Here is a 23,414-nt window from a genome sequence, read left to right as displayed (position 1 = left end):
ACAGTCGCAGTTTTCTTGAATTGGAAAGGCAATCCGCAATGACCTCACGTGTCGCCAGCAAGTCGTCGGCCATACCTGCCCCTCAAGTCGCCTCCCCGGCGCTGTTGATCCCCGCCCTGTTGCTGTTTGTCTCCGGCGCCGCCGCGCTGGTGTACCAGGTGCTGTGGATCAAGCAGCTGTCGCTGGTGGTGGGCGTCGAGGTCTATGCCATCACCACCGGGATCAGCGCGTTCTTTGCCGGGCTGGCCCTGGGTGGCTTGCTGTTCGGGCGCTGGGCGGACCGGATGCAGCAACCGGTTGTGCTGTACGCCGGGCTGGAAGTGCTGGTGGCGGTGCTCGGTGTCGGCGCGACCTTCGCCATGAGCCTGGCGGCCAGCCCCTTTGCCTGGCTGGAAGAACACGTGGGTTTGCTGGCCTGGGTACTGCCGTTTGCGCTGGTGGGTATTCCCGCGCTGTTGATGGGCGGCACCCTGCCGGTGCTGGTTCGCTCCCTGGCCACTGACCCGCAACACCTGGGCAAGGCTGGCGGGCAGCTGTATGCGGCGAACACCGCCGGGGCCATTGCCGGCACCCTGCTCGCTGCGTTCTTGCTGATTGCCACCCTCGGCGTGCGCGGCAGCGCGCTGGTCGCCGCCATGCTGAACCTGCTGGCCGCCGCAGGAGCCTTGTGGTTCCAGCGCCAGCGCGTGGCACCCGTCGATACCCCGGTGAAACATCACAGTGAAAAAGCCCCCGACCGCCTGGCCCTGTGGCTGTACTCCATTGCCGGTGGCGTAGCCCTGGGCTACGAAGTGGTGTGGTCGCAATCGATCGTGCAATTCATGAGCACTCGCACCTACGCCTTTGCCGTGGTGCTGGCGACTTACCTCACCGGGTTGTTCCTGGGCAGCATGCTGCTGGCCCGTCGGGTCGATCGCCTGCGCGATCCCTGGGGCGTGTTCGGTTTGCTGATTGCCGCAGCCGGAGCGATTGCCTTGCTGGAAGTGGCGTTGCTCGGACGCTGGCTGGTGCTCGCCCAGACCCTGGCCGAATCCTGGGTATTGTCATTGGGCGGCAGTGAACTGGCGGGCATGAGCACGCGCTTTGCGGTGGCCGCCTTGAGCATCGTGTTTGTACCGACCCTGTTGCTGGGGGCTGCGTTCCCGTTGGCCCTGCGCTTGAGTGTCGGCGGCGAACAGGTGGGGCGCAACGTCGGCGAAGTCGTCGCGTTCAATACCCTTGGCGGGATTGTCGGCGTGATGCTCTGCGGCTTTGTCCTGATCCCGATGCTGGGACTGGTACGGACCCTGGGCCTGCTGGCGATGATTGCCGCCGCTGTCGCCTGCCTCGCCGTGCGCAAGGGCCATGGGGTGAAGAAAGGCCGGCGTCAGGCGGTGGTTGCCATCGGGCTGGTGTCCCTGGCACTCGCCGTATTCACGCCGGTCAACAAGCTCGCCAGCCTGCTGCCGGGTGCGCGCAATGGCACGCTGACGTTCTACGAAGAAGGCCGTGGCGGGACCGTCGCCGTGGTCACCCAGGGCAAGGGCGAAAGAGCGTTCCAGCGTTTGTACATTCAAGGCGTGTCCAATACCGGCGACGCCATGCCGTCCCTGCGCTACATGCGGATCCAGGCGTTGCTGCCCCTGTTGATCCACAACGGTGAGCCGCGCTCGGCACTGGTGATCGGTTTCGGTACCGGCATCACCGCGGGCGCCCTGACCCGCTATCCCGGCCTGGAACATCGCGTGGTCGCCGAACTGCTGCCTTCGGTGGTCAAGGCGGCCCCCTTGTTCAAGGGCAATTTCAATGCCGCGGCCGATCCGGGCGTCGATGTGCGCTTGCGTGACGGTCGCCAGGAACTGCTGCGCAATCCGCAGCGCTACGACCTGATCACCCTCGAGCCGCCTCCGCCCTCCGCTGCCGGCGTGGTCAACCTGTATTCCCGGGACTTCTACCAACTGGCCGCCAGCCGTTTGCACCAACAAGGCCTGGTCGCCCAATGGCTGCCGCTGCCGACGCAGAACATCGACGACTCGCGCTCACTGGTGCGCAGCTTCCTCGACGTGTTCCCGTACGCGACCCTGTGGACCAGCGAATTCCACGAGATGCTGCTGGTAGGCTCGATGGAGCCGATTGAACTGGATGCGGCGAAGATCAACGCGCGCTTCCAGCAGGACAGCGTTCGCAGCACCTTGCAGGATGTCGGCGTCGGTTCGGCCGCGGCATTGCTCGCCACCTGGGTGACTGACCGTGCGGGGCTTGAACGCTTCGCTGGCGATGCGCAACCGGTGACGGACGATCAGCCCAGGATCGAATACGCGCCCTGGGTTCGTTCAAAAGAGATCAGCCGCGTGCTGCCGGCCCTGCTCGACTTGCACCAGCCGCCAGCCGTGTTGAACGCCGACGCCGGGTTCATCGAGCGCATGAACACCCAGCAACAACGCCTCATGCAGTTCTATCGCGCGAGCCTGCATGCCTACGACGGAAACCGTGACGCTTGGGCCAGGGATATGCGCGAGGTGATGCGCGGGGATTCCGGGAATCCGTATTACCGGTGGTTTGTCGGGGAGTGATGTGGCGCCTGATAGATCGCCTTCGCGGGCAAGCCCGCTCCCACAGGGGACTTGTGGCGCTCACAGATCCAGTGTGGGAGCGGGCTTGCTCGCGAAGGGGCCATCAGCCTCGAAACAATGTTATTTGACACACGCCGACCATCCGACAAAGCTGCATCAAGCTTCATCACGCGCCGCAAGGCAAACGCACCTGGACCATGGAAGTCGTAATGCCGAAACATAAAAATAAAGGTGCACCCCCAAACCCTGATTCGCAACCGACCCTGATCAATCGTTACCTATTCCCTGTCACCATCGGCATCTTGCTGCTGGCCGTGGCGGGTATTGGCTGGTTTTTGCTGGGCAGTACACCGACGCCGCTCAAGCCAGTCCCCGTCAGCGCCCCTGCCGTGCAACCGGCCAAACCGCAACCGGTCGCTGTCGCGCCGGCGAAAATGGTCGATGAGCAACAATGCCAGGGTTGCCACGGCGAGCAGGTCAAGGACTGGCAAGGCTCCCATCACCAACTGGCGATGCAGCAAGCCAACGCGGACACCCTGCTCGGCGACTTCAACAACGTCATCTTCAAGGCCGAAAAAGAGACCACGGTGTTCTCGCGCAAAGGCGACGAATTCTGGGTCAACACGCCGGGAATCGATGGCAAGAATGCCGATTTCAAGGTGGCCTACACCTTTGGCATCGCCCCCTTGCAGCAATACCTGATCGAGGTCGGCGAAGGTCGCTTGCAGGCCCTCGCCGTGGCCTGGGATACCGAGAAGCATCGCTGGTTTCACCTCTATCCGGGCCAGGGCGTCACCTTCAAGAACCCGCTGCACTGGAGCAAGCCGAGCCAGAACGCCAACTTCATGTGCGTCGAGTGCCACACCACCGGTTACAAGCGCAATTTCGATGCCGCGAAAAACACCTTCGACAGCCACTGGAACAGCCTCGGCGTCGGCTGCCAGGCCTGCCATGGCCCGGCGTCCAATCACCTGGATTGGACGGCGAAGAAAACCGACCTGATCCATGCTGGCTTTGCCGTCGATCTCAAGGACAAGAACGCCACCGTCGAAATCGAAACCTGCGCCCGCTGCCACTCGCGCCGCGCGCCCCTGGACGATGGCTACACGGGCGGCAAGCGGCTGATGGACGACTACCTGCCGAGCGTCCTGACTCGCGAACTGTACGCGCTGGACGGCAAGATCAAGGACGAAGTGTTCGAACACGGCTCCTTTGCCCAGAGCAAAATGTCCGAAAAGGGCGTGCGCTGCAGCAACTGCCACAACCCCCACAGCACGCAGCTAAAGGCGCCAGGCAATGGGGTTTGCCTGCAATGCCACAACACCGCTGGCAAAACCAATGCGGAGGGCGTCGACGGCAAGGGCCTGCAAGCGAAAAACTACGATTCCGTCGAACACACTCGCCACACCATGGGCCAACCGGGTTCGCAGTGCGTGGATTGCCACATGCCCGGCAAGTTCTACATGGGCAACGACTTCCGGCACGACCACAGTTTCAGCATCCCCAACCCCGAGCGGGCGAAAAAACTGGGGACGCCTGACGCCTGCCTGACCTGTCACCAAGGCAAGGCCGGCGACAAGGTCACCGAGCAGTTCAAGCTGTGGAACACCGCCAACGCCAGCGCGGTACAGGCCCCTCGCTACGACGAAAGCCTGTGGCTGATTCGCAACGGTCAGGCCGGCGCTGCGCAGGCATTGTTCGAGCAATTGCAACGCAGCAACCTGCCGGCGATTCAACGGGCGACGCTGCTGGCCGAACTGCCGGCATACCCGAGCGAACAGGCGTTGAAACTGGCCACCAAGGACCTGAGCAATCCGGCGCCGCAAGTCCGCGAGAGCGCGGTGCGAGCGGTCAGCGCGTTCCTGCCGCCAGCGGAGCGCGCACCGTTGCTGACGCCGTTGTTGAACGACCCGGTGCGGGCTGTACGCATCGCCGTCGCCCGGGACCTGCTGAGCGTGGCACGCAATGGCCTGGGCACCGCCCAGGACAGCTGGAATGCCGCCATTGCCGAGTACGAAGCGGTGCAAAAGAGCCTGGCCGAGCGTGCCGAGGCCAACCTGAACCTGGCCATGCTCTATCAGGCCGATGGCCGCAGCACGGAAGTCGAAGCCCTGCTGCGTACCGCGCTGCAGCGCGATCCGGATTTCTACCCGGCGTTGGTCACCCTGGTGCAATGGCTGGAGGCCAACGGTCGCAGCCAGGAAGCCCATGCCCTGCTGGCGCAAAGCCTCAAGGACCACCCCGACTCAGGCCTGCTGCAACACACCCAGGGCCTGGCGCTGATTCGTGCGGGCCAGGCCGCTCAAGCCATGCCGTACCTGCGCAAGGCCGCGCAACTGGAGCCACAGAGCGGACAGTTCGGTTATGTGCTGGCGGTGGCCCTGCATGACAGCGGCAAGATTGACCAGGCGTGCGCAGAACTGGAACGGCTGTTGAAAGAACAACCGGCCAACCGCAATGCCCGCTTGTCGTTGATCCAGTACTACCTGGACAACGGCCAGGAGCCCAAGGCGCAAGTGCTGTTGCAGGGCTGGAAGAAAATGAACATGGGGGATCCGGCGTTGAAATGACCGAGGGCTGACTCGAAGGCCTCTCACGAGCAAGCCTCGCTCCTGCGAAATCAATGTGATCGCTGTAGGAGCGAGTCATCTGGCTGCGTAATAGCCAATCCATTCACTGATCCGCAGATCCCGCAACGGCGAAAATGTTGCAGGGCGCTTGATACAGGACATGCTCCGTCGTACTGCCCACCCATTTGCCCAGTCCCTTGCGATGTGCATTTCCCATGACGATCACATCGGCCCGGTGATGCGCTGCAAAGTCGGCCAGCGCTTTGCCAGGCGGCCCTTCAACGAAGTGTTGTCGCTCATTGGGCACGCCGTAGTGGTCGGCCAGTGCGATAAATGACTTTTGCAGTGACTTGCGCACATCGCTGCTGAAGCCCAGCATCGTCACTGCACCAGCACCTGCGTCGGATATATGTGTCTGCGATAGATCGTAGGCATGCAGCAGATGCAGCTCCGCGCTGCATTGCATCGACAATCCGTTCGCCGCCTGGATGATGCGGTCGTTGATGCCGGTGATCTGAGTCTCGGGTTGTGACGGATCGACTGCCGCCACTACCACCCGCGGAAGTGGGCACCTGACTTCGCTGACCAGATGCACAGCCACCGGACATTCGCGCAACAGGTGCCAATCCAGAGGCGTAATGAAAACGCGTTTGAGCGCTGACTCGTGGTGCACGTCCTTGATCACCAGATCCGGCTGCATTTCTGCCACGTGCTGAAGTATTTCTTGCAGCGCGGTTCGCGTAACAAGCACTTCAGTACTCACCGTGACCCCGCGCCCGCGGATAAGATCGGCCTCATCCTTCAGCCACTTTTCATTCTCTTGCTGACAGGCCTCACGAAAACGTGCACCTGCGCTCATCAAACCCATCAGGTTGGAATCTTCGATAAACACCGTGATGTGCAGCGCAGCGCCAGTGGCCTCGGCAATGGCGACGGCTCGCTCCAACGCCGGGGTGTGGCGCATGGCTGGACCGACTATCAGAAAAAGTCGTTGATACTGGCTCATGTAACACCTCCAAACGTTCCGGGATATCTGGCTCCCCCAGCGCACTGGCCTGTCACACCACCGACGATTTACTATCGCCTCAACTGTCTGGATCGACACTATCAATATACGCCTGGATTCGATCAATTCCCCACTTCACCGGGTCGACTTTTTCAACAGCGGCGACACTGCAAACACATTTACTTACAAATACTTCATTTGCAAAAAACCGGTCTTGCAACTATAGGTGATAAGTTATGGCCCTCGATCGGGCCAAGAGATGCCTAGCCTCACATGCGCATCAAGCTACCCAGTATTCCTGCCCTCTGTGTTTATCTCGCACTGTCCTGCCTCTTTGTGACCGCATGGTTGCTCAATCCTGGCCACACGCATTCATCCTTTGCGGTGAATCCAGTGAAGGCTGTGACCGATCAAGTGGCCAGGCCCATTTATACCAGCCGTTTCGCCTCGTCCGGGCTGGTGGACTTCGTGCACTCCTCGGCCGTAACAGCCTTGCCTGACGGTAGCTTGATGACAGCCTGGTTCGCTGGCTCTCGCGAAGGCGCAGCCGATGTGCAGGTGCGTTCCGCCCGCTTCGACGTAAAAACCGGCGAATGGGGTGCTGAACAGGTATTGGCGACTCGGAGCTCGACCCAACAGGGCACCCAAAGATACATCCGCAAGCTGGGCAATCCGGTGATTGCACTGGCACCGGATCAACGCCTGTGGTTGTTCTACGTATCCGTGTCCATGGGCGGCTGGGCCGGCAGTGCAGTCAACGTGATGGTTTCCGACGACTTCGGTGAAAATTGGTCCGCTCCGCGCCAACTGATCACGTCCCCCTTTCTGAACATCAGCACCCTGGTCCGATCCGCACCCGTGTTTCATGCCGACGGTTCCATCGGTTTACCGGTCTACCACGAATTCCTGGGCAAGTTTGCCGAATACCTCTACTTGAGCGCAGACGGTGATGTGATCGACAAATACCGCATCAGCCACGGCAAGAACTCATTGCAACCCACGGTGGTACCGCTGGATGGGCAGCGCGGCATCGCCTTGTTGCGATATGCCGGCAACACCCACCACCGTGTTCTGGCGACCCGCACTGAAGATGCCGGACAAACCTGGAGTGAACCTTATCCGCTCGACCCATCGAATCCCAATTCCTCGCTGGCGGCCGTCGCAACCCCCGAGCATGGGTTGCTGGTAGCGCTCAATGACCTGCAAGAGGGGCGCTTCAAGCTGAGCCTCTATGGTACCGACGAAAAAATGGACGATTGGCGCTCGTTGCGTGACCTGGACAAATCACCTGATCCGGAAGGCGATCCGTTTTCACCCCTGGCCTACAAAAAAATCATAGGCAATGAGTTCCGCGGTTCCAGTGGCGCGCTCCGCCAACCGCTGGAGGCGCAATTCCTGAAGAATCTCGACACACGTGTCTGTAACCCCCGAGGCTGCGAGTTTGAATATGAATATCCATATTTCATCCGCAGCCCGGACGGCATGTATCACCTGGTTTATTCCTGGAACAACACTTTCATCAAGCACGTTGCTTTCAACGATGCGTGGCTGTCCGAGCGACTCAAATGATTAACCTTTGGCAAGCCCATGTCAGCTTCGCGATGATCATCTTCCTCGTGCTGCCGTCTTTCGGTTTGAACAGGAACTGGCGTATCGCTCTGCTTGCCGCCTTGCTGGCCGCCGGCTTCATACCACTGGATGGGTTGTCGTTGGCCACGTATTTGCGCAGCCACATCGATGACCTTGCGATCACGTCACTGGTGTTCATGGCATGGGGCTGTTTACGTCGGCTGGGCTTCCTGTCGCCTGCGCGGCAGGGTAAAACCTGCATTCTGATCATGTTCGCCCTATTGGCCCTGGTGCTGTACCCGGCAACCCTTGGTCTGAGCGATCTGGATCCTTATCGGCTTGGATACAACCCGCGCCCGATGTTGATTTTCTTCGCACTGCTCACTCTGGGCCTGTTTTACCTGCGCAACAGCCTGGCCGTCGTGATGCTGGCCAGCGCGACCCTGGCCTTTATCACCGGGATAAAACCTTCGCAAAACTATTGGGATTACCTGATTGATCCGCTTCTGGGTCTGTTTTGCTGCGCGGCACTTCTGATGCTTTTCACACGCTGGACGTATGGTTACCTGAGCAAACAACTCAGCCCAGTGTGTAACGTATCCAGATCCGTTTGAGCTTCAACGACATATTTAACAGGGGAACTTGGATGGGTTGGCTGCAATCGAGACGTTTGCACTATTGGCTAGGCGCAACAGCGATTCTGTTTGCGTTGTTTGCTCTGCTACGGGTGGTGTTCTTTTTCGGCTACTCCGGTTTCGACGCTAATGCCCTGATCGACGACAAGACCGTACGGGAAACCCTGGGCATCGGCTTTCGTTTCGATCTGCGCCTGGCCATTCTGGTAATGCTGCCGTTGGCTTTGCTGGCCTGGATTCCTCGCTGGAACCTCATCACAAGCCGCTTGCTGCGCTGGATCGCACGCCTTTATATTTTCGCGGTTCCAGGTGCCCTGCTGCTGATCTACATCATCGATTTCGGGCATTACGCGTACCTGGGCGTGAGGATCAACGCCACGGTATTGCGCTTCATCGAGGATGCACAAATATCCCGTGACATGGTCTGGCAGACCTACCCGGTCATCTGGATTTCTCTGGGTTGGCTGGCAACGGTAGTGTTGGTGGCACTGGCCCTGGTGCGTCTGGAACGAGTGACGCTGGACCGCCCTCGCAAACCGATTCACCCGCTCTCTGCCACATGGGGCGGCGCGTTGATGGTCATGGTGGTATTGCTGGGCATTTTAGGCCGTGTCGAGAACATGAACCTGGAAAACCCAGTGCCATTGCGCTGGAGCGATGCCTTCTTCTCGGGCAATAACCAGACTGCCGCACTGGGGCTCAACCCGGTGATATTCCTCTATGACACGCTCAAGGTCGGCCAGTCGCGCTATGACGAAGCGCAGGTGCGCGAGCACTATTCAGTCATGGCCAACTACCTGGGCGTTGACCAGCCCGATCCGCAAACTCTTAATTTTGTTCGCCACCAGGCACCACAACCCTACAAAGTACCGGGATCACGACCGCCGAACGTGATGTTTGTCATGCTTGAATCCCTGGGCACCAGTGCCGTCGGGGCTTACGGCAACCCGATCAATCCGACACCCAATCTCGATCGCCTGGCCACGCAGAGCTGGTTCTTCGAGCACTTCTATGTGCCGGTGACAGGCACCGCAAAAACCGTATGGGCCAGTATTTCCGGGGTCCCGGACGTCACGCGTCAGGAGACTGCGACGCGTAACCCGTTGATCACCCGACAGCACTCCCTGGTCAATGCCTTCACCGGCTACGAGAAGATCTACACCATCGGCGGCAACTCCGGCTGGGCCAATATGAATGCCTTGATTCGGCAAAGCATCGACGGCGTTCGCTTGTACGAAGAGCGGGACTGGAAATCCCCGGTGGTGGATGTCTGGGGCATTTCCGATCTGGACCTGTTCAAGGAAACCGACCAGCTCCTGCAGGCACTGCCCAAGGACAAACCGTTCTTTGCGTATGTACAGACCGCCGGCAACCATCGTCCCTTCACCATTCCCAAGACCAATGATGGATTCGAGGTCAAGCACCCTACCCTCGAGGAAGTCCAGGCCGCAGGATCGCGCAGTGTCGAGCAATACAACGCCGTGCGCCTGCTGGACTTCAACATCGGACGCTTGATGGAAATCGCCAAGGCTGGCGGCTACTACGACAACACCATTTTTGTGCTGTTTGGCGACCATAACACCCGTATCGCGCAAATCCCTTTCCTGGCCCCTGCCTATGAGCAACTGGGCCTGGAAAGCAATGCGGTGCCGATGATCATCCACGCCCCGGGCTTGCTCGGAACGCGCAAGGTCCAGGAGGCGGTTGGCCTGGTGGACTTGCTGCCAACGGTGGCGGGCATGGCCGGTCTTGAGTTCCGCAACAGCGGCATGGGTCGTGATATCCAGCAGCCAGCGCCCGAGGGTGAACGCGTGGTACCGCTGGTATTGCGTGAGGGAACGTTCCCGTTGATTGCCGGCGTGACTCAACATTACATGGTGCAAATGGAGCACGACGGCAGCTCGCCAACGCTCCACGACCTTGCCTCGAAAACGCCTCTGGACAACGTGGCGGAGCAAAACCCTGAAGAGTTCAAACGCCTGGTGCAGTTGACCCGCGCCATGCATGAAACCTCAAGGTTAATGCTGTATCAGAACGTGCGACAGTAACTGCTGGCGCCAGCGAGCCCGCGCCTATGGTCCAGATAGACGCGGGTCGCCCTGACAGAAGAAATCAGCTGCGCTCGCGGGGAATCAGGCTCTGCAGCTGTTGCGCCAGAAAGTTTGCATCGAACTCAAAGGTATCCGGGTCCTTCAAGCCATTGGTCTTGCGCCACTGCCAGCCAGTGGCCGGCGGCACGCACACCAGTGACACACTGCCATAACGCGCTGCGGTAAACCCCATCACTGCAACGGAAATCTGCCCGCCGACACCCATCACATCCGGCACGAACTCCACCGGCTTGCCAGCAATCACAATGGACAGTTTTTCGCTCTTGAACGTCGATGTCTCGACTGGCACGCTCGACCCCGATGCGACATAGGCCTCACGGCTCACTTCCAGCAGATGCGGTACCAGCACCGGCTCCAGCCACTGCTGGATCTGATCGAACAGTTCAGCAATGCGCGTCGCCCATTGTGCCGATTGCGACTCGAACAGCTGTTTCTTGTGCGCTTCGCTTTCTGCGTAGTGACGAAGCATCTCGCCCAGTTGCTGTACATCGTCCATTGCGGTGGTCCTTTGGTTGAAGCAGTACTGCGGACTTTCAGAATGGCAGATGCGCGTTGCCAGCGTACGACTAAAAGTGCGAACGGTATTGGCTTGCCGATCAAACCCGAACACAGTGCCCTGCCCTTGCTCGAAACCACCGAGCTGCCTACCAAGCTGCGGTGGCGTCTGCCCTGGGCGACTGACTCAACCGGTCTTGGGCCTGCGACGCAGGCGCGCCATGCTCAAGGTATCCACCAGAACGCCGTCGCGCACGGCGTAATCACGGAACAAACCCTCGGTTTCAAAGCCGAACTTGCGGTACAGGGCAATGGCCGCTTCGTTGTCGGCATACACCGAAAGTTCGATGCGCTGCAGATTCATCCAGTTGTCGGCGATATCCAGCGCCGTTGCGAGCAGCTTCGAACCTACGCCCTTGCCCTGCCACGCCACCGCAACGCCCATGCCGAAACTGCCGGCATGGCTGCGACGAATGCGTGAGAACTGCTCCAGGCCAATGTTGCCGACGACCGTACCTTGATGCAGGGCCACCACTTTCACCAAGCGTTCGTTATCCAGCGCCAGGCGACTGCGCCAGAGTTCGCTGGACTGAAACGGCATTTGCAGGGTTTGACGGGCGATTGCCGGATCGTTGTACAGCGCCGTAATGCCTTCGATATGGGATTCGTTGAAGCGTTCGAGGGTGATGACGGGTTCGGTGGTTGGCATGGGTGAATCATCCTTGAAGCAGACATGGCCGTTCACTCTATAACGCTACCTTCGGGTGTGGCGAGAACCAATGTGGGAGCGCTCAGCTTTCGAACCACTCCCGGCGCTCGCTGAAGGTGTTTTCGATCAATTCGACGACCATCCGTACCTGCGCGTCGTCCCCGGAATCGGCATTGACCGCCATCCACACCTGACGCCGCATTGGCTGGCCAAACAGGCCCGGCAAGGCAATCAGCCCGCGGTCGAAGTGGCTCATGTAGTGTGGCAGCAGGCCGATGCAGGCACTACAACGGATCATCTCCAGCATCAGCTCCCAGGATTGCAGCTGCACCGCCCCGGCCAGGCGCTGATCCACCAATGCATTCCATGGCCGGAAGCTTTCGACCTGGATGTCCTGCCGCCATTGCACCAGGAGAAAATCGGCCAGGTCATCCAGGCATTCCGGCCTGGAAGCAACCCGCGAATAGCGCTTGGCAATGTGCGGCAGGTAATCGAGTTGCGCCAGGCGTCGGGGTTCGGTGATGGCAAAGCTCGGCCCCGGTAACGGCGACCCGGTCTCACCCAGCCACACCACCACGTCGGCGCTGACTGCCTGCAATGCCAATTCGCTGTCGAGCGTGATGATGTCCAGGCGCACGCTGGCGTTGCGCCGCAGCAGTGCAACCAGGTCACGTCCGAGAATGTCATGCAGGATCGAATCCGCCACGGCCAGGCGAATCAACGGCTGCTCGATCACCGGTAAATCGCGCTCATGGGCCAAGGCGATCAATTGTGCGTGCAAGCGCAAGCCATCACGGCTGAGGCTGAAACCATTGTCGGAAGGGTTGAACAGCGAACACTGGAGTTGCGCTTCCAGCAGCACCAGTTGTCTGCGCAGGCGGGTGGCCTTGATGTTGAGACTGCGGGCGGCCTGCATGAAGCAACCGCAACGGGCGCTGACGGTGAAACACAGCGCCAGTTCGGGTTCGATAGACGCCGCCAACTGGCGCCAGGACGCGTTTTTATCGATAGCTACACGATACTCCGCAGCCCCCTGGTGGGCGCTGGCTTCCATGAATGACATCGAGGACTCCCTGTCGATCTGACACTGACAGTTGCATCCTGCGGATCCTTCATGAACCTGCTGTGACAATGCCTCAGGCGCTGGGTGTCTGCCGAAAGCTCACGGCCAGGCGATTCCAGCTGTTGATGGTGGTGACGGCGATGGTCAGGTCGACCATTTCGCTTTCGCTGAACTGCTCCCGGGTCTGGGCGTAGACATCGTCCGGCACGTGGCTTTCGGAGAGCAAGGTGACCGCCTCGGTCCAGGCCAGCGCGGCTCTTTCCCGGGGGTTGAAAAAGTTGCTGTCGCGCCAGACCACAATGGAATACAGACGCCGGTCGCTTTCGCCCAGGCGCCGTGCATCCACCGAGTGCATGTCGGTACAAAATGCACAGCCATTGAGCTGCGAAGCACGAATCTTGATCAGGTGCAGCAGGCCCTGCTCGATGCTCAGGCTGCTGGTCAGGGCCTCCATGGCGATCATGGCTTTCATCGCCTTGGGGGACGCGCTGTAGTAATCCAGACGTGGGTTCATGGAGCGATCTCGTGCAGGCGTGAGGTGATCTTCACGGTAGTCGCTGCCGCGCCGGCATGACAGATCCAATCAGGCGATTTCCCCGGGGACCATCGCCGCCAGACCAATCGACGGTTTTTCCACTGCGCAACTTCTGTACCACAAGCGTATAGGGGTAATCTTGCGCGACGCACACGCGCCTCAACAGCCCCGGAGCCTCGCCGGTATGGAACTACATGTTGTCATCAACGGCCGCAAGGACCTGGCCAGTCAGCTGTACAACCAACTGCGCAGCGCCATCGAGTCCGGTCGCCTGGCCGCCGGGACGCAACTGCCGCCCAGCCGCTTGCTGGCCGAACAACTGGGCATTTCGCGCAAGACCATTTCCGACACTTACGCCCAACTGACCTACGAAAACTTCCTCACCGGGGTGGTCGGCAAAGGTACCTACGTCAACGCGCGCTCGTCGAAGGTGCAGCGTAAACAGAGCCATACCGAGCTAGGCGGCTTCGAGGTGATCGAGTCCTGGCGCAACCTGCCGGTGTTTCTGCGTCATCCGACCCTGGAAGGCTCGCTGCGCTACGACTTCATTGGCGGTGCCACCAGCAAGGGCCAGTTTCCCCAGGATGACTGGCGGCGCTGCACCTCCCATGCACTGCGCCAGATTGCCGGCTCCAAGGGCTTGTATAGCCTGCCCGAGGGCTTGCCGGCGCTGCGTAATGCCATTGCGCAGCACATCGCGTTCTCCCGCGGGGTCAATTGTCAGGATGAGGATGTAGTGGTGTGCAACGGTGCGCAGCAGGCGCTGGACCTGATTGCCCGGGTGCTGATCAGTCCGGGCAGCCTGGTCGCCATGGAGGACCCCGGTTACCCGCCGGCACGCCTGCTGTTCGGCACCCATGGCGCCACGGTGATTGGCGTGCCGGTTGACGCCGAAGGCATTGTGGTGGACCGGATTCCTCGCGGCACGCGCCTGATCTATGTCACCCCGTCGCACCAGTTCCCGCTGGGCATGCCCATGAGCCAGGCGCGCCGGGAAGCACTGCTGGTCAAGGCCCATGAGTTGGGCGCGATCATCATCGAGGACGACTACGACAGCGAATTCCGCTATGAAGGCCGCCCCACCGATTCCCTGCAAAGCATGGATGAACGGGGGATCGTCGCGTACGTCGGGACGTTCTCCAAAACCCTGTTGCCGGAACTGCGGCTCGGTTATGCGATCCTGCCGCCAGCGATCCTCGAGGCCGTGGTGCGCGCCAAACAGCTCACCGACCTGCACACCTCGACCCTGCCGCAATGGGCGCTGGCCAAGTTCATCGCCGAAGGCTGCCTGCTCAAGCACATCCGGCGCTGTCATGGGATCTATGCCGGGCGCCGCGAGCGGATCCTGACGCGCATGGCGGGCGATCTTTCGCCCTGGCTGGAGGCGGTGCCGTCCACCGCCGGTTTCCACATGGTGGTGATGTGCAAAGTGCCGATGGATATTCCATTGGTGATCGAACTGGCGAAAAAAGTCGAAGTCGGGCTCTATGCCATCGACAGCTTTTTCTATCAGCAAGCGCCCAGGACCGGGCTTTTCTTCGGTTTTGGCGCCATCGAAACCCTCGACATCGACATCGCCCTGGACCGTTTGCGCGACATCCTGCAGCAGGTGGCCTGACGGATTGGCCTGCGGTTTTATCCGGCGATTGGCTATTGGCGGTCCCGGGGGCCGGGCCTATCCTGCATAGGCGTTATCCCTCAATGAGCAGGATTCGTCCGGCCTGATTCAGGAGTGTGAGCAATGTCCCATGAAGTGATCAATACCGTACAGGTACAGGCCGCCGCCGGCCGCTCGGATGAACTGGGCAAGCAACTGCAGAAGATTGTCGAAACCCTGCGTGAACTTCCCGGCTGCGAATCCTATATGGTCGACCGCTGCCCCGAGGACACCAATCGCTGGACCGTTAGCGCCCACTGGCAATCGGAAGCGGCCATGCGGTCGCATTTCAACTGCCCCGAGGTCCAGGGTTTTATCAGCCTGATCGATAGCCAACTGGCCAATGCCGTGGACTTCAACAGTTTTCCGATCGTTTAACCATTTCCTGTGGTGAGGGAGCTTGCTCCCTCACCATCATTTTTTCTCCGTTGGCCCTTCTGCAATTGGTCCCCTCGCCTTCCAGAATATTGGCTGTTTAACCTCTACAGCTTGCGCACTACTGTGGTTTGCAACAACCAACCACCGCAGGTAAAGAACCATGAACATGTTGCGCTTCTGTGCTACCCCCCTTGCCGCCCTGGCCCTGATGTTTTGCGCATCGGCCTTTGCCCATGACCCCTCGGAAAAGGTCACCGTCTTGCAGGAGGAAATACTGAAGAACGTACCCGGCAAGAAAGCGCTGATGATCGAAGTCGATTACCAACCCGGTCAGTCTTCCGTCGCCCATAGACACGATGGCACCACCATGGCCTATGTCCTTTCCGGAGAAATCACCTCCCAGGTGAAGGGCCAGCCGGCGAAAACCTACAAGCCTGGAGAGTTCTGGTATGAGCCGGCGGGTTCGGAACACATGGTGTCGAAAAACGCCAGCGCAACCCAGCCGGCCAAGTTGCTGGTGTTCATGGTATTGGCCCCGGACGAGAAAGTGTTGATCCCACTGGAACACTAATGGCTGCACGTACAGCTATAAATAAAAAGGCTCGAATCGCGAATTCGGGCCTTTTTATTTCCTCACGCAATTAACCGAAGACCTTTAAACCAAACAAAACTATTGCTCACCTGACAAGTGAGGATATTGGCTATTTAAATAAATCATCCAGGGTTTAGTCTTGAGTCACCGCCGGCAGATCGCCGGCAACTTCAACTTTCGACCAAGTTGTTTCACTGGAGAAACACCATGAAACTTGCGCTTGTCAGTACGTTGACGATGACCGCTCTCTTGGCTGGCTGCTCGATTCCCACAGCACCTTCCGCGGTATCTTCACTGGACGGAGTCTTCACCGAACCGGTGGGCCGCAGCAACGCGACCCGCATTCCCAACGGCAACCAGGTGTCGCTGGGCGTCGTGTACAGTCGCAACACCCAGGCCAACCGTGCCTATCTTCAGGACTACCAGGCCAACGCCGGCACCGGTTTCGGCCAGAGCCTGCTGGTACAACCGATTCACGATGCCTATGTCGCCACCTCAAAACCCGATCTGGCAGTGGACTGGGTCAAGGCTTCGCTGCAACGCCAGTTTGGTTCAGTGACCGTTTACCCGGACATGCAAAGCCTCAGGGCTGCGAAACCGGATGTGGTGGCCATCGTCGACAGCCGCAGCCAGTTGATCACCTCACGCAGCTCGGATGTCGAGTCCAAAGTTAGCGCGGACTTCTATGATCGCAACTTCAACTACATCGCAACGGCACAAGGTCATGACGCCAAAGCGCTGAGTCCGGTATGGGCCGACTACAAGCGCAGTGAAGAGATCGTTGCCGATATCAATGAGCAACAGAATGTGCAGGTTCGGGCGCTGCAGAAGTTTGATCAGTCGCTTGACAGTATGATGACCCACCCGTCGAACAACCTTTCGGCAACTGAAACCGCAACAGACCGCAAGACCTTCTGAGCGCACAGTTATGATGATCAGCCTTGCTCTTCAAACGACGGGGCTGATCACATAGATGCAGACATGGAATCACGAGTTAGCCCTGCGAAAATATACGAAACAATTAATTAAAGCGCCACTCATCTGGCCGACATTATTCTGGGCGCCCACTCAGGGAATACAAACATTAAATAAAGGACTATTTATGAATACAAACGAAGAACGCTCATTTATCGCACACCTTACTTGCAACGGCAGTCCCATTACCTTTCTCCAGGAACTCATGTTACCGGCCCTTCTCAATAGCGAAGCGTTGCCGAAAAACATCATCACGGCTCAAAACGACTATCGTCGAGCCCCCAAATTTGTTCGTGATCCTTTCACTAACGAAATGGTTCCCGTTGGTAGTTCCATCCCAACCAAAGATACCGTGGTCGTGCATTTCGAATGCTATGACGACTATTACAATATGAAAATAGTCAGCAACCCCTATGATCAACAGTACATCAGCAAAAACGACAAGGGCGTTCTGGCGGCCCTTCCGCCCGCTGGAGGGAACACCACGTCATTCAACTTGCTGGATGCTGATTACAACATCATCACCCTCGGTGATTTGAGCTCCGACACGTCTACCGTTTACTTGAAAGCCCGTCATGCGGGGGTCATCAGAACACAAATAAATACGAACACGGACCGTTACTCGACTTTCAATGATCGCTCGGGAGACATTGTGAAATTCGAGTTAAATATTCTCAAGAGACATGCGGTCTGACCTCAACGCTCAACAGCTTTTCCTTGATGTAGCGACTTGCACTCAAACCAATCACTACCTCTTGAACAAAAAAAGCCCCGCATCTCTCAATGCGGGGCTTTTTCATTCAGCGCCTGATCAGGCAGCCGGTTCCAGCTCGGCGGCTACAGCGGCAGGCACTACCGCTTGACCGCTCAACGCCAGGTCCAGCAGTTCGCGGTTGGCCACCGCGTACATGGCGTAGTCGGTGCCGCTGGCGGCACGGATTTCCACCAGCATGACGCGCCAGCGCTCGATCATGCTCTCGTGCTGCGCCATCCACAGCGACAGGCGTGTTTCCACGTCCTGGGTGCCGTCGCCCTGTTGCAGGACCGAGATGGTGATCGCACGTTGCTGCCAGTCCACATCATCACGGAACGCTTCACGGGCCAGGGCCTGCCAGTTGTTTTCAACCGGCAGAGCGCTGATCTGTTGCATGTACCAGGTGATGTCCAGCGCACTGCCTACGGCGAAGTAGGCCTTGGCCACTTCGGCCGGATCCTGGCCAGTCACGTCGGAAGCCTCGATGATCGGCAGCAGGGTGTACAGGTGCGAAGTACCAGCCACCATGCGCGCCAGCAACTCCGGCACACCGGCTTCGACGTACGCCTGATAACGGGTCTGCCAGGTTTCGCGGATCTCGCCACTGAGCAACTCGTCGAGCTTGAGGCCCAACTCCTTCAGATGCGGACCGAAGTGCGCTACGTCACGGGCAGCGTTCTGCTCGTTGCGACGGGCACGCAGGAACCAGCGCGTAGCGCGACGGCCCAGGCGCATCAGCTCGTCCATCAGCTCCAGTTGCACGTCGGCGGAGACCTGGTAGTCCAGGTTCTCGATCTGACGGAACCAGTGCGGGAGGTGGAAAATGTCGCGCACGATCACGTAGGCGCCGGCCACGTTCGCCGGGCTCATGCCGGTCGACTCTTTGAGTCGTTGAACGAAAGTGATGCCCATGTGGTTGACCAGATCGTTGGCGATCTGGGTGCTGACGATTTCGCGCTTCAGACGGTGACGGCGCATGGCCGCGGAGAACTTGCTCACCAGCGTTGGCGGGAAAGCGGTTTCCATGTCGCGGGTCAGGTAGTCGTCGTCCGGCACCAGGGAGCCCAGCAGCTGCTCCTTGAGGTCGATCTTGCTGTACGAGATCAGCACCGACAGCTCGGCACGGGTCAGGCCATGGCCTGCCGCGATGCGCTCGTTGATGGCTTCTTCGGCCGGCAGGAACTCGATGGCGCGATCCAGCTTGCCGCGGCCTTCCAGGTCGTTCATCAGGCGCTTGTATTCGGCAATCCGCGGCAAGGCGCGACGGGCTGCCAGGGACAGGGCCTGAGTCTGCTTGTAGTTGTTGCCCAGCACCAGACCACCGACTTCGTCGGTCATGCTCGCCAGCAACTGGTTGCGTTGCTTGTCGGTCATGTCGCCGGCCTGAACCACTTCGTTCAGCAGGATCTTGATGTTCACTTCGTGGTCGGAGCAGTCCACACCACCGGCGTTGTCGATGAAGTCGGTGTTGGAACCGCCGCCATTGAGGCCGAACTCGACGCGACCCAGTTGGGTCATGCCCAGGTTACCGCCCTCGCCCACGACTTTGCAGCGCAGTTCGTTGCCGTTCACGCGCAGTGCATCGTTGGCCTTGTCGCCGACATCGGCGTGGGTTTCGCTGCTGGCCTTGACGTAAGTACCGATACCGCCGTTCCACAGCAGATCCACCGGTGCCTTGAGCAAGGCATTGAGCAGTTCGGTCGGGGTCAGCTTGTCGGCCGAGATGTCGAAGCGTTCCTGCATTTGCGGGGAAATCGCAATGCTCTTCGCGCTACGGGAGAAGATGCCGCCACCTTCGGACATCAGGCTGGTGTCGTAGTCCGACCAGGCCGAACGCGGCAGGTCGAACAGGCGCTGACGCTCGGCGAAGCTCGACGCCGGCTCAGGGTTCGGGTCGATGAAGATGTGCAGGTGGTTGAACGCTGCGACCAGTTGCAGCTTGTCGGACATCAGCAAGCCGTTACCGAACACGTCACCGGCCATGTCGCCGACGCCGACCACGGTGATGCTGTCTTCCTGGACATTGATGCCGCGCTCGCGGAAGTGGCGCTGTACGCCGACCCACGCGCCCTTGGCGGTGATGCCCATCTTCTTGTGGTCGTAACCGGCCGAACCACCGGACGCAAACGCGTCACCCAGCCAGAAGCCGTAGTCGATGGCGATGCCGTTGGCGATGTCGGAGAAGGTCGCAGTGCCCTTGTCCGCCGCTACTACCAGGTACGGGTCATCGTGGTCATGACGCACGACGTTGGCCGGTGGCACCAGGGCGCCGTCTTTCAGGTTGTCGGTGATGTCCAACAGGCCAGAAATGAAGATGCGGTAGCAGGCGATGCCCTCGGCCGCGATCTCGTCACGGCTGCCGCCCAGTGGCAGGCGACGCGGCAGGAAGCCACCCTTCGCACCCACCGGCACGATCACCGAGTTCTTCACTTGCTGGGCTTTTACCAGGCCCAGGACTTCGGTACGGAAGTCTTCTTCACGGTCGGACCAGCGCAGGCCGCCACGAGCCACGTTGCCGAAGCGCAGGTGCACGCCTTCGACGCGCGGCGAGTAAACGAAGATTTCGAACTTCGGTACCGGCTTTGGCAGCTCGGGAATCAAGTGCGGGTTGAACTTGAAGCTGAAGTACGACTTGTTATGGCCGTTGGCATCGGTCTGGTAGAAGTTGGTGCGCAGAGTGGCCTTGATCAGGTCGAGGTAGCGACGCAGGATGCGGTCTTCGTTCAGTACCTGGACGTCGTCCAGGGCGCTGTGAATCGCGTGTTCCAGGCGTTGCTGCTTGTCGTCCAGATCGTCGCCGGTCAGCTTGCGCGCCAGGTAGAAACGGGTCTTGAACAACCGGGTCAACTCGCGAGCGATGTCGGTGTGGTTGTTCAGGGTGCTGGCGATGTAGCCCAGGTCGAAGCCCAGACGGATCTGTTTCATGTAGCGGGCGTAGGCACGCAGCAGCGCCACGTCGCGCCATGGCAGGCCGGCGGTCAGCACCAGACGGTTGAACGCGTCGTTCTCGGCTTCGCCACGCACGATGTGGACAAAGGCGTCCTGCAGCGTGTCGTTGAGTTGCTGGATGTCGAGTTCCAGGCCTTCGGCGGCGGTGAACGCGAAATCGTGAATCCAGAACTCGCGGCCACTGTTGTGGCGCAGGCGATACGGGAACTCACCCAGCACGCGCAGGCCGAGGTTTTCCAGGATCGGCAGCACGTCGGACAGCGCCAGCGGGGTATCGGCGTGGTACAGCTTGCAGTGCAGCATGCGCTGGCCGGACACCTGGCCCAGCGGCTGGTAGAAGCTCATCACCAGCGGATTTTTTTCGTTGAGGCTCAGCAGGTGCTGCATGTCGACCACAGCCGAGTGGGCTGCGAAACGCTCGCGGTAACCGGCCGGGAAGCCTTTCGGGAAGTCGGCCAGCACGTTGGTGCCGTGGGCTTCACCGAAGCTTTCAATGGTCAGGGCGGCGTAGTCGTCCTGCCAGCTGCGGCAGGCCTGCACCACTTCTTTTTCCAGCAGCAGCGGGTCGATGTCGAGGCGGTTTTTCGGGTCGACGCGCAGGATCAGCTGCACGCGGGCCAGCACGGACTCGGAGAAGAAGGTCCAGAACTCGCAGTCCGAGGCTTTCAGGCGATCCATCAGCACTTGCTGGATCTTCTGGCGCACTTCGGTGGAATAGATATCACGCGGCACGTAGGCCAGGCAGTAGCAGAAACGGCCGTACGGGTCTTTGCGCAGGAACACGCGAATCTTGTTGCGTTCCTGGATCTGCACGATCGACATCACGGTGCTGAACAGCTCGTCCACCGGGGTCTGGAACAGATCGTCGCGCGGCAGCACTTCGAGTACCTGCGCCAGTTCCTTGCCCAGGTGAGCCTTGGCCTGGAAGCCGGAACGGTGTTCGATTTCCTCGACCTTGCGGCGGATGTACGGGATCACCCGCACGCTCTCGCCATACACCGACGAGGTGTACAGGCCCATGAAACGGCATTCCTTGATGACCTTGCCGTCGGCGTCAACTTCACGGATCGACACGAAATCCGGGTAAGCCGGACGATGGACACGGCTTGGGTGCGAAGCCTTGGCGAACGACAGCAGGGTCGGTTCGCGCAGGTAGTTCACGGCATAGTCTTCGATGCGCAGGTCATCGTAGGTCAGGCCGGCACGCAGCAGTTTGGTCAGGCCGAGGAAGGAGTCCTTGTCGTAGACGATATGGCCGCCATCGGCTTCATCGCTGACCACGAACTCTTCATAACCGAGGAAGGTGAAGTGGTTGCCCACCAGCCATTCCAGGAAGCTCTTGATCTCGCTCTTCTCGTCGCCATCGACGGCGAACTGGCTGTTGTCCAGCTTGGTCAGGATGTCCTGGACCTTGGCCTTCATCGGCTCGAAATCGCCGACGGCCACGCGAACTTCACCGAGCACCTGCTCCAGCTCTTTGCTCAGCACATTGAGCTCGGCGGTGTTGGCGCAGCGGTCGATTTCCAGGTACATCAGCGATTCTTGCTGAATGTCGTCGCCCTGGGTGCCTTTAGGCAGGATTTCCAGCAACTCGCCCTTGCTGCCACGACGCACGCTCAGCACGGTGGTTTGCAGGGTATGGATGCTGTAGCCGCGGCGGTTCAGCTCGGTACGCACCGAGTCCACCAGGAATGGCAGGTCGTGGTGCAGCACTTCGACCGCGGTGTGGGTCGACTGCCAGCCGTGGCGTTCGTAATCGGGGTTGTAGACGCGCACTTGCGGCTGCGCGTGATCAAAGCGCTCAAGCAGGCGCCATGCAGAAAGGGTGCAGCCAGCGAGGTCGGACAACCGACGCTGGGTCAGCTCGTCAAGGGAAATGATGCCGAAGAATTGTTCAGCGAACAGCGCCACTTGTGGCAGTGCCTGTTCACTGATGTGCTGCGCCAGTGCCGCTTGCAGTTGGTGCTGGAAGTCGGCTTTGCTGGCTGCGGTGAAGAACGCCATCTGTGGTACTCCGCTTGGGCTTGTTATTGATGGAAGCGTCGCGTGCAAAACCCCTGTTCGGGGCTACCCGTCACCCCGTTCCTGATTCTCGGGCAGAGGAAACAGGGTGACAGGTGGGTGAAGCTGGACGGGACACTCGGGTCACATTCACCTTCCGTGAATGGGCATCTGCAAAAACGACTGGGCTGCGGACAGCGCAATGTCTTTACGGGTGCTCATCCGTTGCGCAGCTTAACCAGTGCGGCAAGGCCCGTGCTTGCGGTGCTGCGACATATTCGGTCAACGGTACGCAGCTTGAGGGCGGCGCATCGAACAACACTAGCATTCGCACAGGAAAATGACGGTTTTCCGTCCGGTTTTACGGGACATCCGTACCAGAAATGACCAGCAACACTTTGCTCGGTCACGACACATCCTTTGACACTCGGACGAGCAGAAATGTGCGCGGGCTGGCAGAATCGCCCTTTGCTGCGTTTACCACGCCCGTCGAGCCAGGAATTTCCCATGAAAATGAAAACCGCCCTCTTGATCGTCAACCCTTGCGACGACGAAGAAGACAACATGGCCATGCTCTGCTGCCACAGCGACCAGGGCGAAATGTTCCTGATGAGCCGCTACCCGGATGAAGACGAGCTGGAAATCACCCTCGACGGCGAACCCTCGACCCTGGACGGCGTGAAAGTCACCCTCGGCCCTTCTCTGCTGAAGATTGAAATTGCGGCGGCGGATGCTGATGCGCTGAATGGGGATGATGTGCTGGAGATCACCTTTGATGCTGATATGGTAGATCTGGCCGAAGTGGAAGAGACCTTGCAGAACATTCTTAAAGGCACCGGGACGTACATCCGCCAGCTCTGAAT

17 protein-coding genes are annotated in these 23,414 nt (G+C 59.6%); 11 read left to right on the top strand and 6 right to left on the bottom strand.

Annotated features, from left to right (window positions below):
- Positions 1–38 precede the first annotated feature (38 nt).
- Both AC3IP0_RS12540 and AC3IP0_RS12535 read left to right on the top strand, forming a co-directional pair.
- Complete coding sequence (locus tag AC3IP0_RS12540; RefSeq protein ID WP_489327535.1) at positions 39–2,552, top strand: spermidine synthase; 2,514 nt, start codon at positions 39–41, stop codon at positions 2,550–2,552.
- A 209-nt stretch (positions 2,553–2,761) separates the two neighbouring features.
- Entirely contained in the window at positions 2,762–5,122 is a 2,361-nt protein-coding gene (locus AC3IP0_RS12535; RefSeq protein ID WP_489327533.1) for a tetratricopeptide repeat protein, read from the top strand.
- Positions 5,123–5,225: 103 nt separating this feature from the next.
- Here the strand turns inward: AC3IP0_RS12535 and AC3IP0_RS12530 are convergent, their stop codons facing one another.
- Positions 5,226–6,128: a universal stress protein gene (locus AC3IP0_RS12530; RefSeq protein ID WP_489319468.1), complete on the bottom strand. Its 903-nt coding sequence runs from the start codon at positions 6,126–6,128 to the stop codon at positions 5,226–5,228.
- Positions 6,129–6,401: 273 nt separating this feature from the next.
- On the opposite strand from AC3IP0_RS12530, the gene AC3IP0_RS12525 reads away from it, so the two are divergent.
- Genes AC3IP0_RS12525 through AC3IP0_RS12515 form a run of 3 tightly spaced genes read left to right on the top strand, consistent with a single transcriptional unit; the run spans position 6,402 to position 10,380 of the window.
- Entirely contained in the window at positions 6,402–7,697 is a 1,296-nt protein-coding gene (locus AC3IP0_RS12525) for a sialidase family protein (RefSeq protein WP_489327532.1), read from the top strand.
- Positions 7,694–8,311 carry a hypothetical protein gene (locus tag AC3IP0_RS12520; protein WP_489327531.1) on the top strand — a complete coding sequence of 206 codons (618 nt, stop codon included), beginning with the start codon at positions 7,694–7,696 and terminating at the stop codon, positions 8,309–8,311. Before AC3IP0_RS12525 ends, AC3IP0_RS12520 begins: the two co-directional genes overlap by 4 nt.
- Before the next feature lie 32 nt (positions 8,312–8,343).
- Positions 8,344–10,380 carry an LTA synthase family protein gene (locus AC3IP0_RS12515; RefSeq protein WP_489319466.1) on the top strand — a complete coding sequence of 679 codons (2,037 nt, stop codon included), beginning with the start codon at positions 8,344–8,346 and terminating at the stop codon, positions 10,378–10,380.
- A 64-nt stretch (positions 10,381–10,444) separates the two neighbouring features.
- On the opposite strand, the gene AC3IP0_RS12510 is transcribed toward AC3IP0_RS12515, so the two are convergent.
- From AC3IP0_RS12510 to AC3IP0_RS12495, 4 genes are all read right to left on the bottom strand, one after another.
- Positions 10,445–10,939, bottom strand: coding sequence for a hypothetical protein (locus AC3IP0_RS12510; RefSeq protein WP_489327530.1), 495 nt, complete (start codon positions 10,937–10,939; stop codon positions 10,445–10,447).
- A gap of 186 nt (positions 10,940–11,125) precedes the next feature.
- A complete protein-coding gene (locus AC3IP0_RS12505; protein ID WP_489327528.1) occupies positions 11,126–11,647 on the bottom strand; it encodes a GNAT family N-acetyltransferase in 522 nt (173 codons plus the stop codon).
- Between the two features lie 82 nt (positions 11,648–11,729).
- On the bottom strand, positions 11,730–12,710 hold the full coding sequence (locus tag AC3IP0_RS12500; RefSeq protein WP_489327527.1) for a LysR substrate-binding domain-containing protein: 981 nt from the start codon (positions 12,708–12,710) through the stop codon (positions 11,730–11,732).
- A gap of 73 nt (positions 12,711–12,783) precedes the next feature.
- On the bottom strand, positions 12,784–13,224 hold the full coding sequence (locus AC3IP0_RS12495) for a carboxymuconolactone decarboxylase family protein (RefSeq protein WP_489304272.1): 441 nt from the start codon (positions 13,222–13,224) through the stop codon (positions 12,784–12,786).
- A 205-nt stretch (positions 13,225–13,429) separates the two neighbouring features.
- Between AC3IP0_RS12495 and pdxR the strand changes: the two genes are divergently transcribed.
- The 5 genes from pdxR to AC3IP0_RS12470 all read left to right on the top strand — a co-directional run bounded on the left by pdxR (position 13,430) and on the right by AC3IP0_RS12470 (position 17,541).
- Positions 13,430–14,863: a MocR-like pyridoxine biosynthesis transcription factor PdxR gene (pdxR, locus tag AC3IP0_RS12490; RefSeq protein WP_489327525.1), complete on the top strand. Its 1,434-nt coding sequence runs from the start codon at positions 13,430–13,432 to the stop codon at positions 14,861–14,863.
- A gap of 123 nt (positions 14,864–14,986) precedes the next feature.
- Positions 14,987–15,280, top strand: coding sequence for a putative quinol monooxygenase (locus AC3IP0_RS12485; RefSeq protein ID WP_046037161.1), 294 nt, complete (start codon positions 14,987–14,989; stop codon positions 15,278–15,280).
- 160 nt (positions 15,281–15,440) lie between these two features.
- Positions 15,441–15,851, top strand: coding sequence for a cupin domain-containing protein (locus AC3IP0_RS12480; RefSeq protein ID WP_489327524.1), 411 nt, complete (start codon positions 15,441–15,443; stop codon positions 15,849–15,851).
- 228 nt (positions 15,852–16,079) lie between these two features.
- Positions 16,080–16,790 carry an ATPase gene (locus AC3IP0_RS12475; RefSeq protein WP_489327522.1) on the top strand — a complete coding sequence of 237 codons (711 nt, stop codon included), beginning with the start codon at positions 16,080–16,082 and terminating at the stop codon, positions 16,788–16,790.
- A gap of 184 nt (positions 16,791–16,974) precedes the next feature.
- Positions 16,975–17,541: a hypothetical protein gene (locus tag AC3IP0_RS12470; RefSeq protein ID WP_489327520.1), complete on the top strand. Its 567-nt coding sequence runs from the start codon at positions 16,975–16,977 to the stop codon at positions 17,539–17,541.
- A 117-nt stretch (positions 17,542–17,658) separates the two neighbouring features.
- Here the strand turns inward: AC3IP0_RS12470 and AC3IP0_RS12465 are convergent, their stop codons facing one another.
- Positions 17,659–22,554 carry an NAD-glutamate dehydrogenase gene (locus AC3IP0_RS12465; protein ID WP_489319458.1) on the bottom strand — a complete coding sequence of 1,632 codons (4,896 nt, stop codon included), beginning with the start codon at positions 22,552–22,554 and terminating at the stop codon, positions 17,659–17,661.
- 504 nt (positions 22,555–23,058) lie between these two features.
- Between AC3IP0_RS12465 and AC3IP0_RS12460 the strand changes: the two genes are divergently transcribed.
- A complete protein-coding gene (locus tag AC3IP0_RS12460) occupies positions 23,059–23,412 on the top strand; it encodes a hypothetical protein (RefSeq protein WP_489319457.1) in 354 nt (117 codons plus the stop codon).
- The last annotated feature ends 2 nt before the right edge of the window (positions 23,413–23,414 follow it).

It is taken from the genome of Pseudomonas sp. GL_103 (assembly GCF_057835175.1).
This window is presented reverse-complemented; position numbering and strand designations above follow the sequence as displayed.

What these genes read in the sequence shown, in the direction of transcription:
- AC3IP0_RS12485 (WP_046037161.1), top strand. Translation starts at nt 14,987, where the DNA reads ATGTCCCATGAAGTGATCAATACCGTACAGGTACAGGCCGCCGCCGGC.
- AC3IP0_RS12535 (WP_489327533.1), top strand. Translation starts at nt 2,762, where the DNA reads ATGCCGAAACATAAAAATAAAGGTGCACCCCCAAACCCTGATTCGCAA.
- AC3IP0_RS12500 (WP_489327527.1), bottom strand. Translation starts at nt 12,710, where the DNA reads ATGTCATTCATGGAAGCCAGCGCCCACCAGGGGGCTGCGGAGTATCGT.
- AC3IP0_RS12460 (WP_489319457.1), top strand. Translation starts at nt 23,059, where the DNA reads ATGAAAATGAAAACCGCCCTCTTGATCGTCAACCCTTGCGACGACGAA.
- AC3IP0_RS12470 (WP_489327520.1), top strand. Translation starts at nt 16,975, where the DNA reads ATGAATACAAACGAAGAACGCTCATTTATCGCACACCTTACTTGCAAC.
- AC3IP0_RS12475 (WP_489327522.1), top strand. Translation starts at nt 16,080, where the DNA reads ATGAAACTTGCGCTTGTCAGTACGTTGACGATGACCGCTCTCTTGGCT.
- AC3IP0_RS12495 (WP_489304272.1), bottom strand. Translation starts at nt 13,224, where the DNA reads ATGAACCCACGTCTGGATTACTACAGCGCGTCCCCCAAGGCGATGAAA.
- AC3IP0_RS12505 (WP_489327528.1), bottom strand. Translation starts at nt 11,647, where the DNA reads ATGCCAACCACCGAACCCGTCATCACCCTCGAACGCTTCAACGAATCC.
- AC3IP0_RS12515 (WP_489319466.1), top strand. Translation starts at nt 8,344, where the DNA reads ATGGGTTGGCTGCAATCGAGACGTTTGCACTATTGGCTAGGCGCAACA.
- AC3IP0_RS12510 (WP_489327530.1), bottom strand. Translation starts at nt 10,939, where the DNA reads ATGGACGATGTACAGCAACTGGGCGAGATGCTTCGTCACTACGCAGAA.
- AC3IP0_RS12465 (WP_489319458.1), bottom strand. Translation starts at nt 22,554, where the DNA reads ATGGCGTTCTTCACCGCAGCCAGCAAAGCCGACTTCCAGCACCAACTG.
- AC3IP0_RS12530 (WP_489319468.1), bottom strand. Translation starts at nt 6,128, where the DNA reads ATGAGCCAGTATCAACGACTTTTTCTGATAGTCGGTCCAGCCATGCGC.
- AC3IP0_RS12540 (WP_489327535.1), top strand. Translation starts at nt 39, where the DNA reads ATGACCTCACGTGTCGCCAGCAAGTCGTCGGCCATACCTGCCCCTCAA.
- AC3IP0_RS12525 (WP_489327532.1), top strand. Translation starts at nt 6,402, where the DNA reads ATGCGCATCAAGCTACCCAGTATTCCTGCCCTCTGTGTTTATCTCGCA.
- AC3IP0_RS12480 (WP_489327524.1), top strand. Translation starts at nt 15,441, where the DNA reads ATGAACATGTTGCGCTTCTGTGCTACCCCCCTTGCCGCCCTGGCCCTG.
- pdxR (WP_489327525.1), top strand. Translation starts at nt 13,430, where the DNA reads ATGGAACTACATGTTGTCATCAACGGCCGCAAGGACCTGGCCAGTCAG.
- AC3IP0_RS12520 (WP_489327531.1), top strand. Translation starts at nt 7,694, where the DNA reads ATGATTAACCTTTGGCAAGCCCATGTCAGCTTCGCGATGATCATCTTC.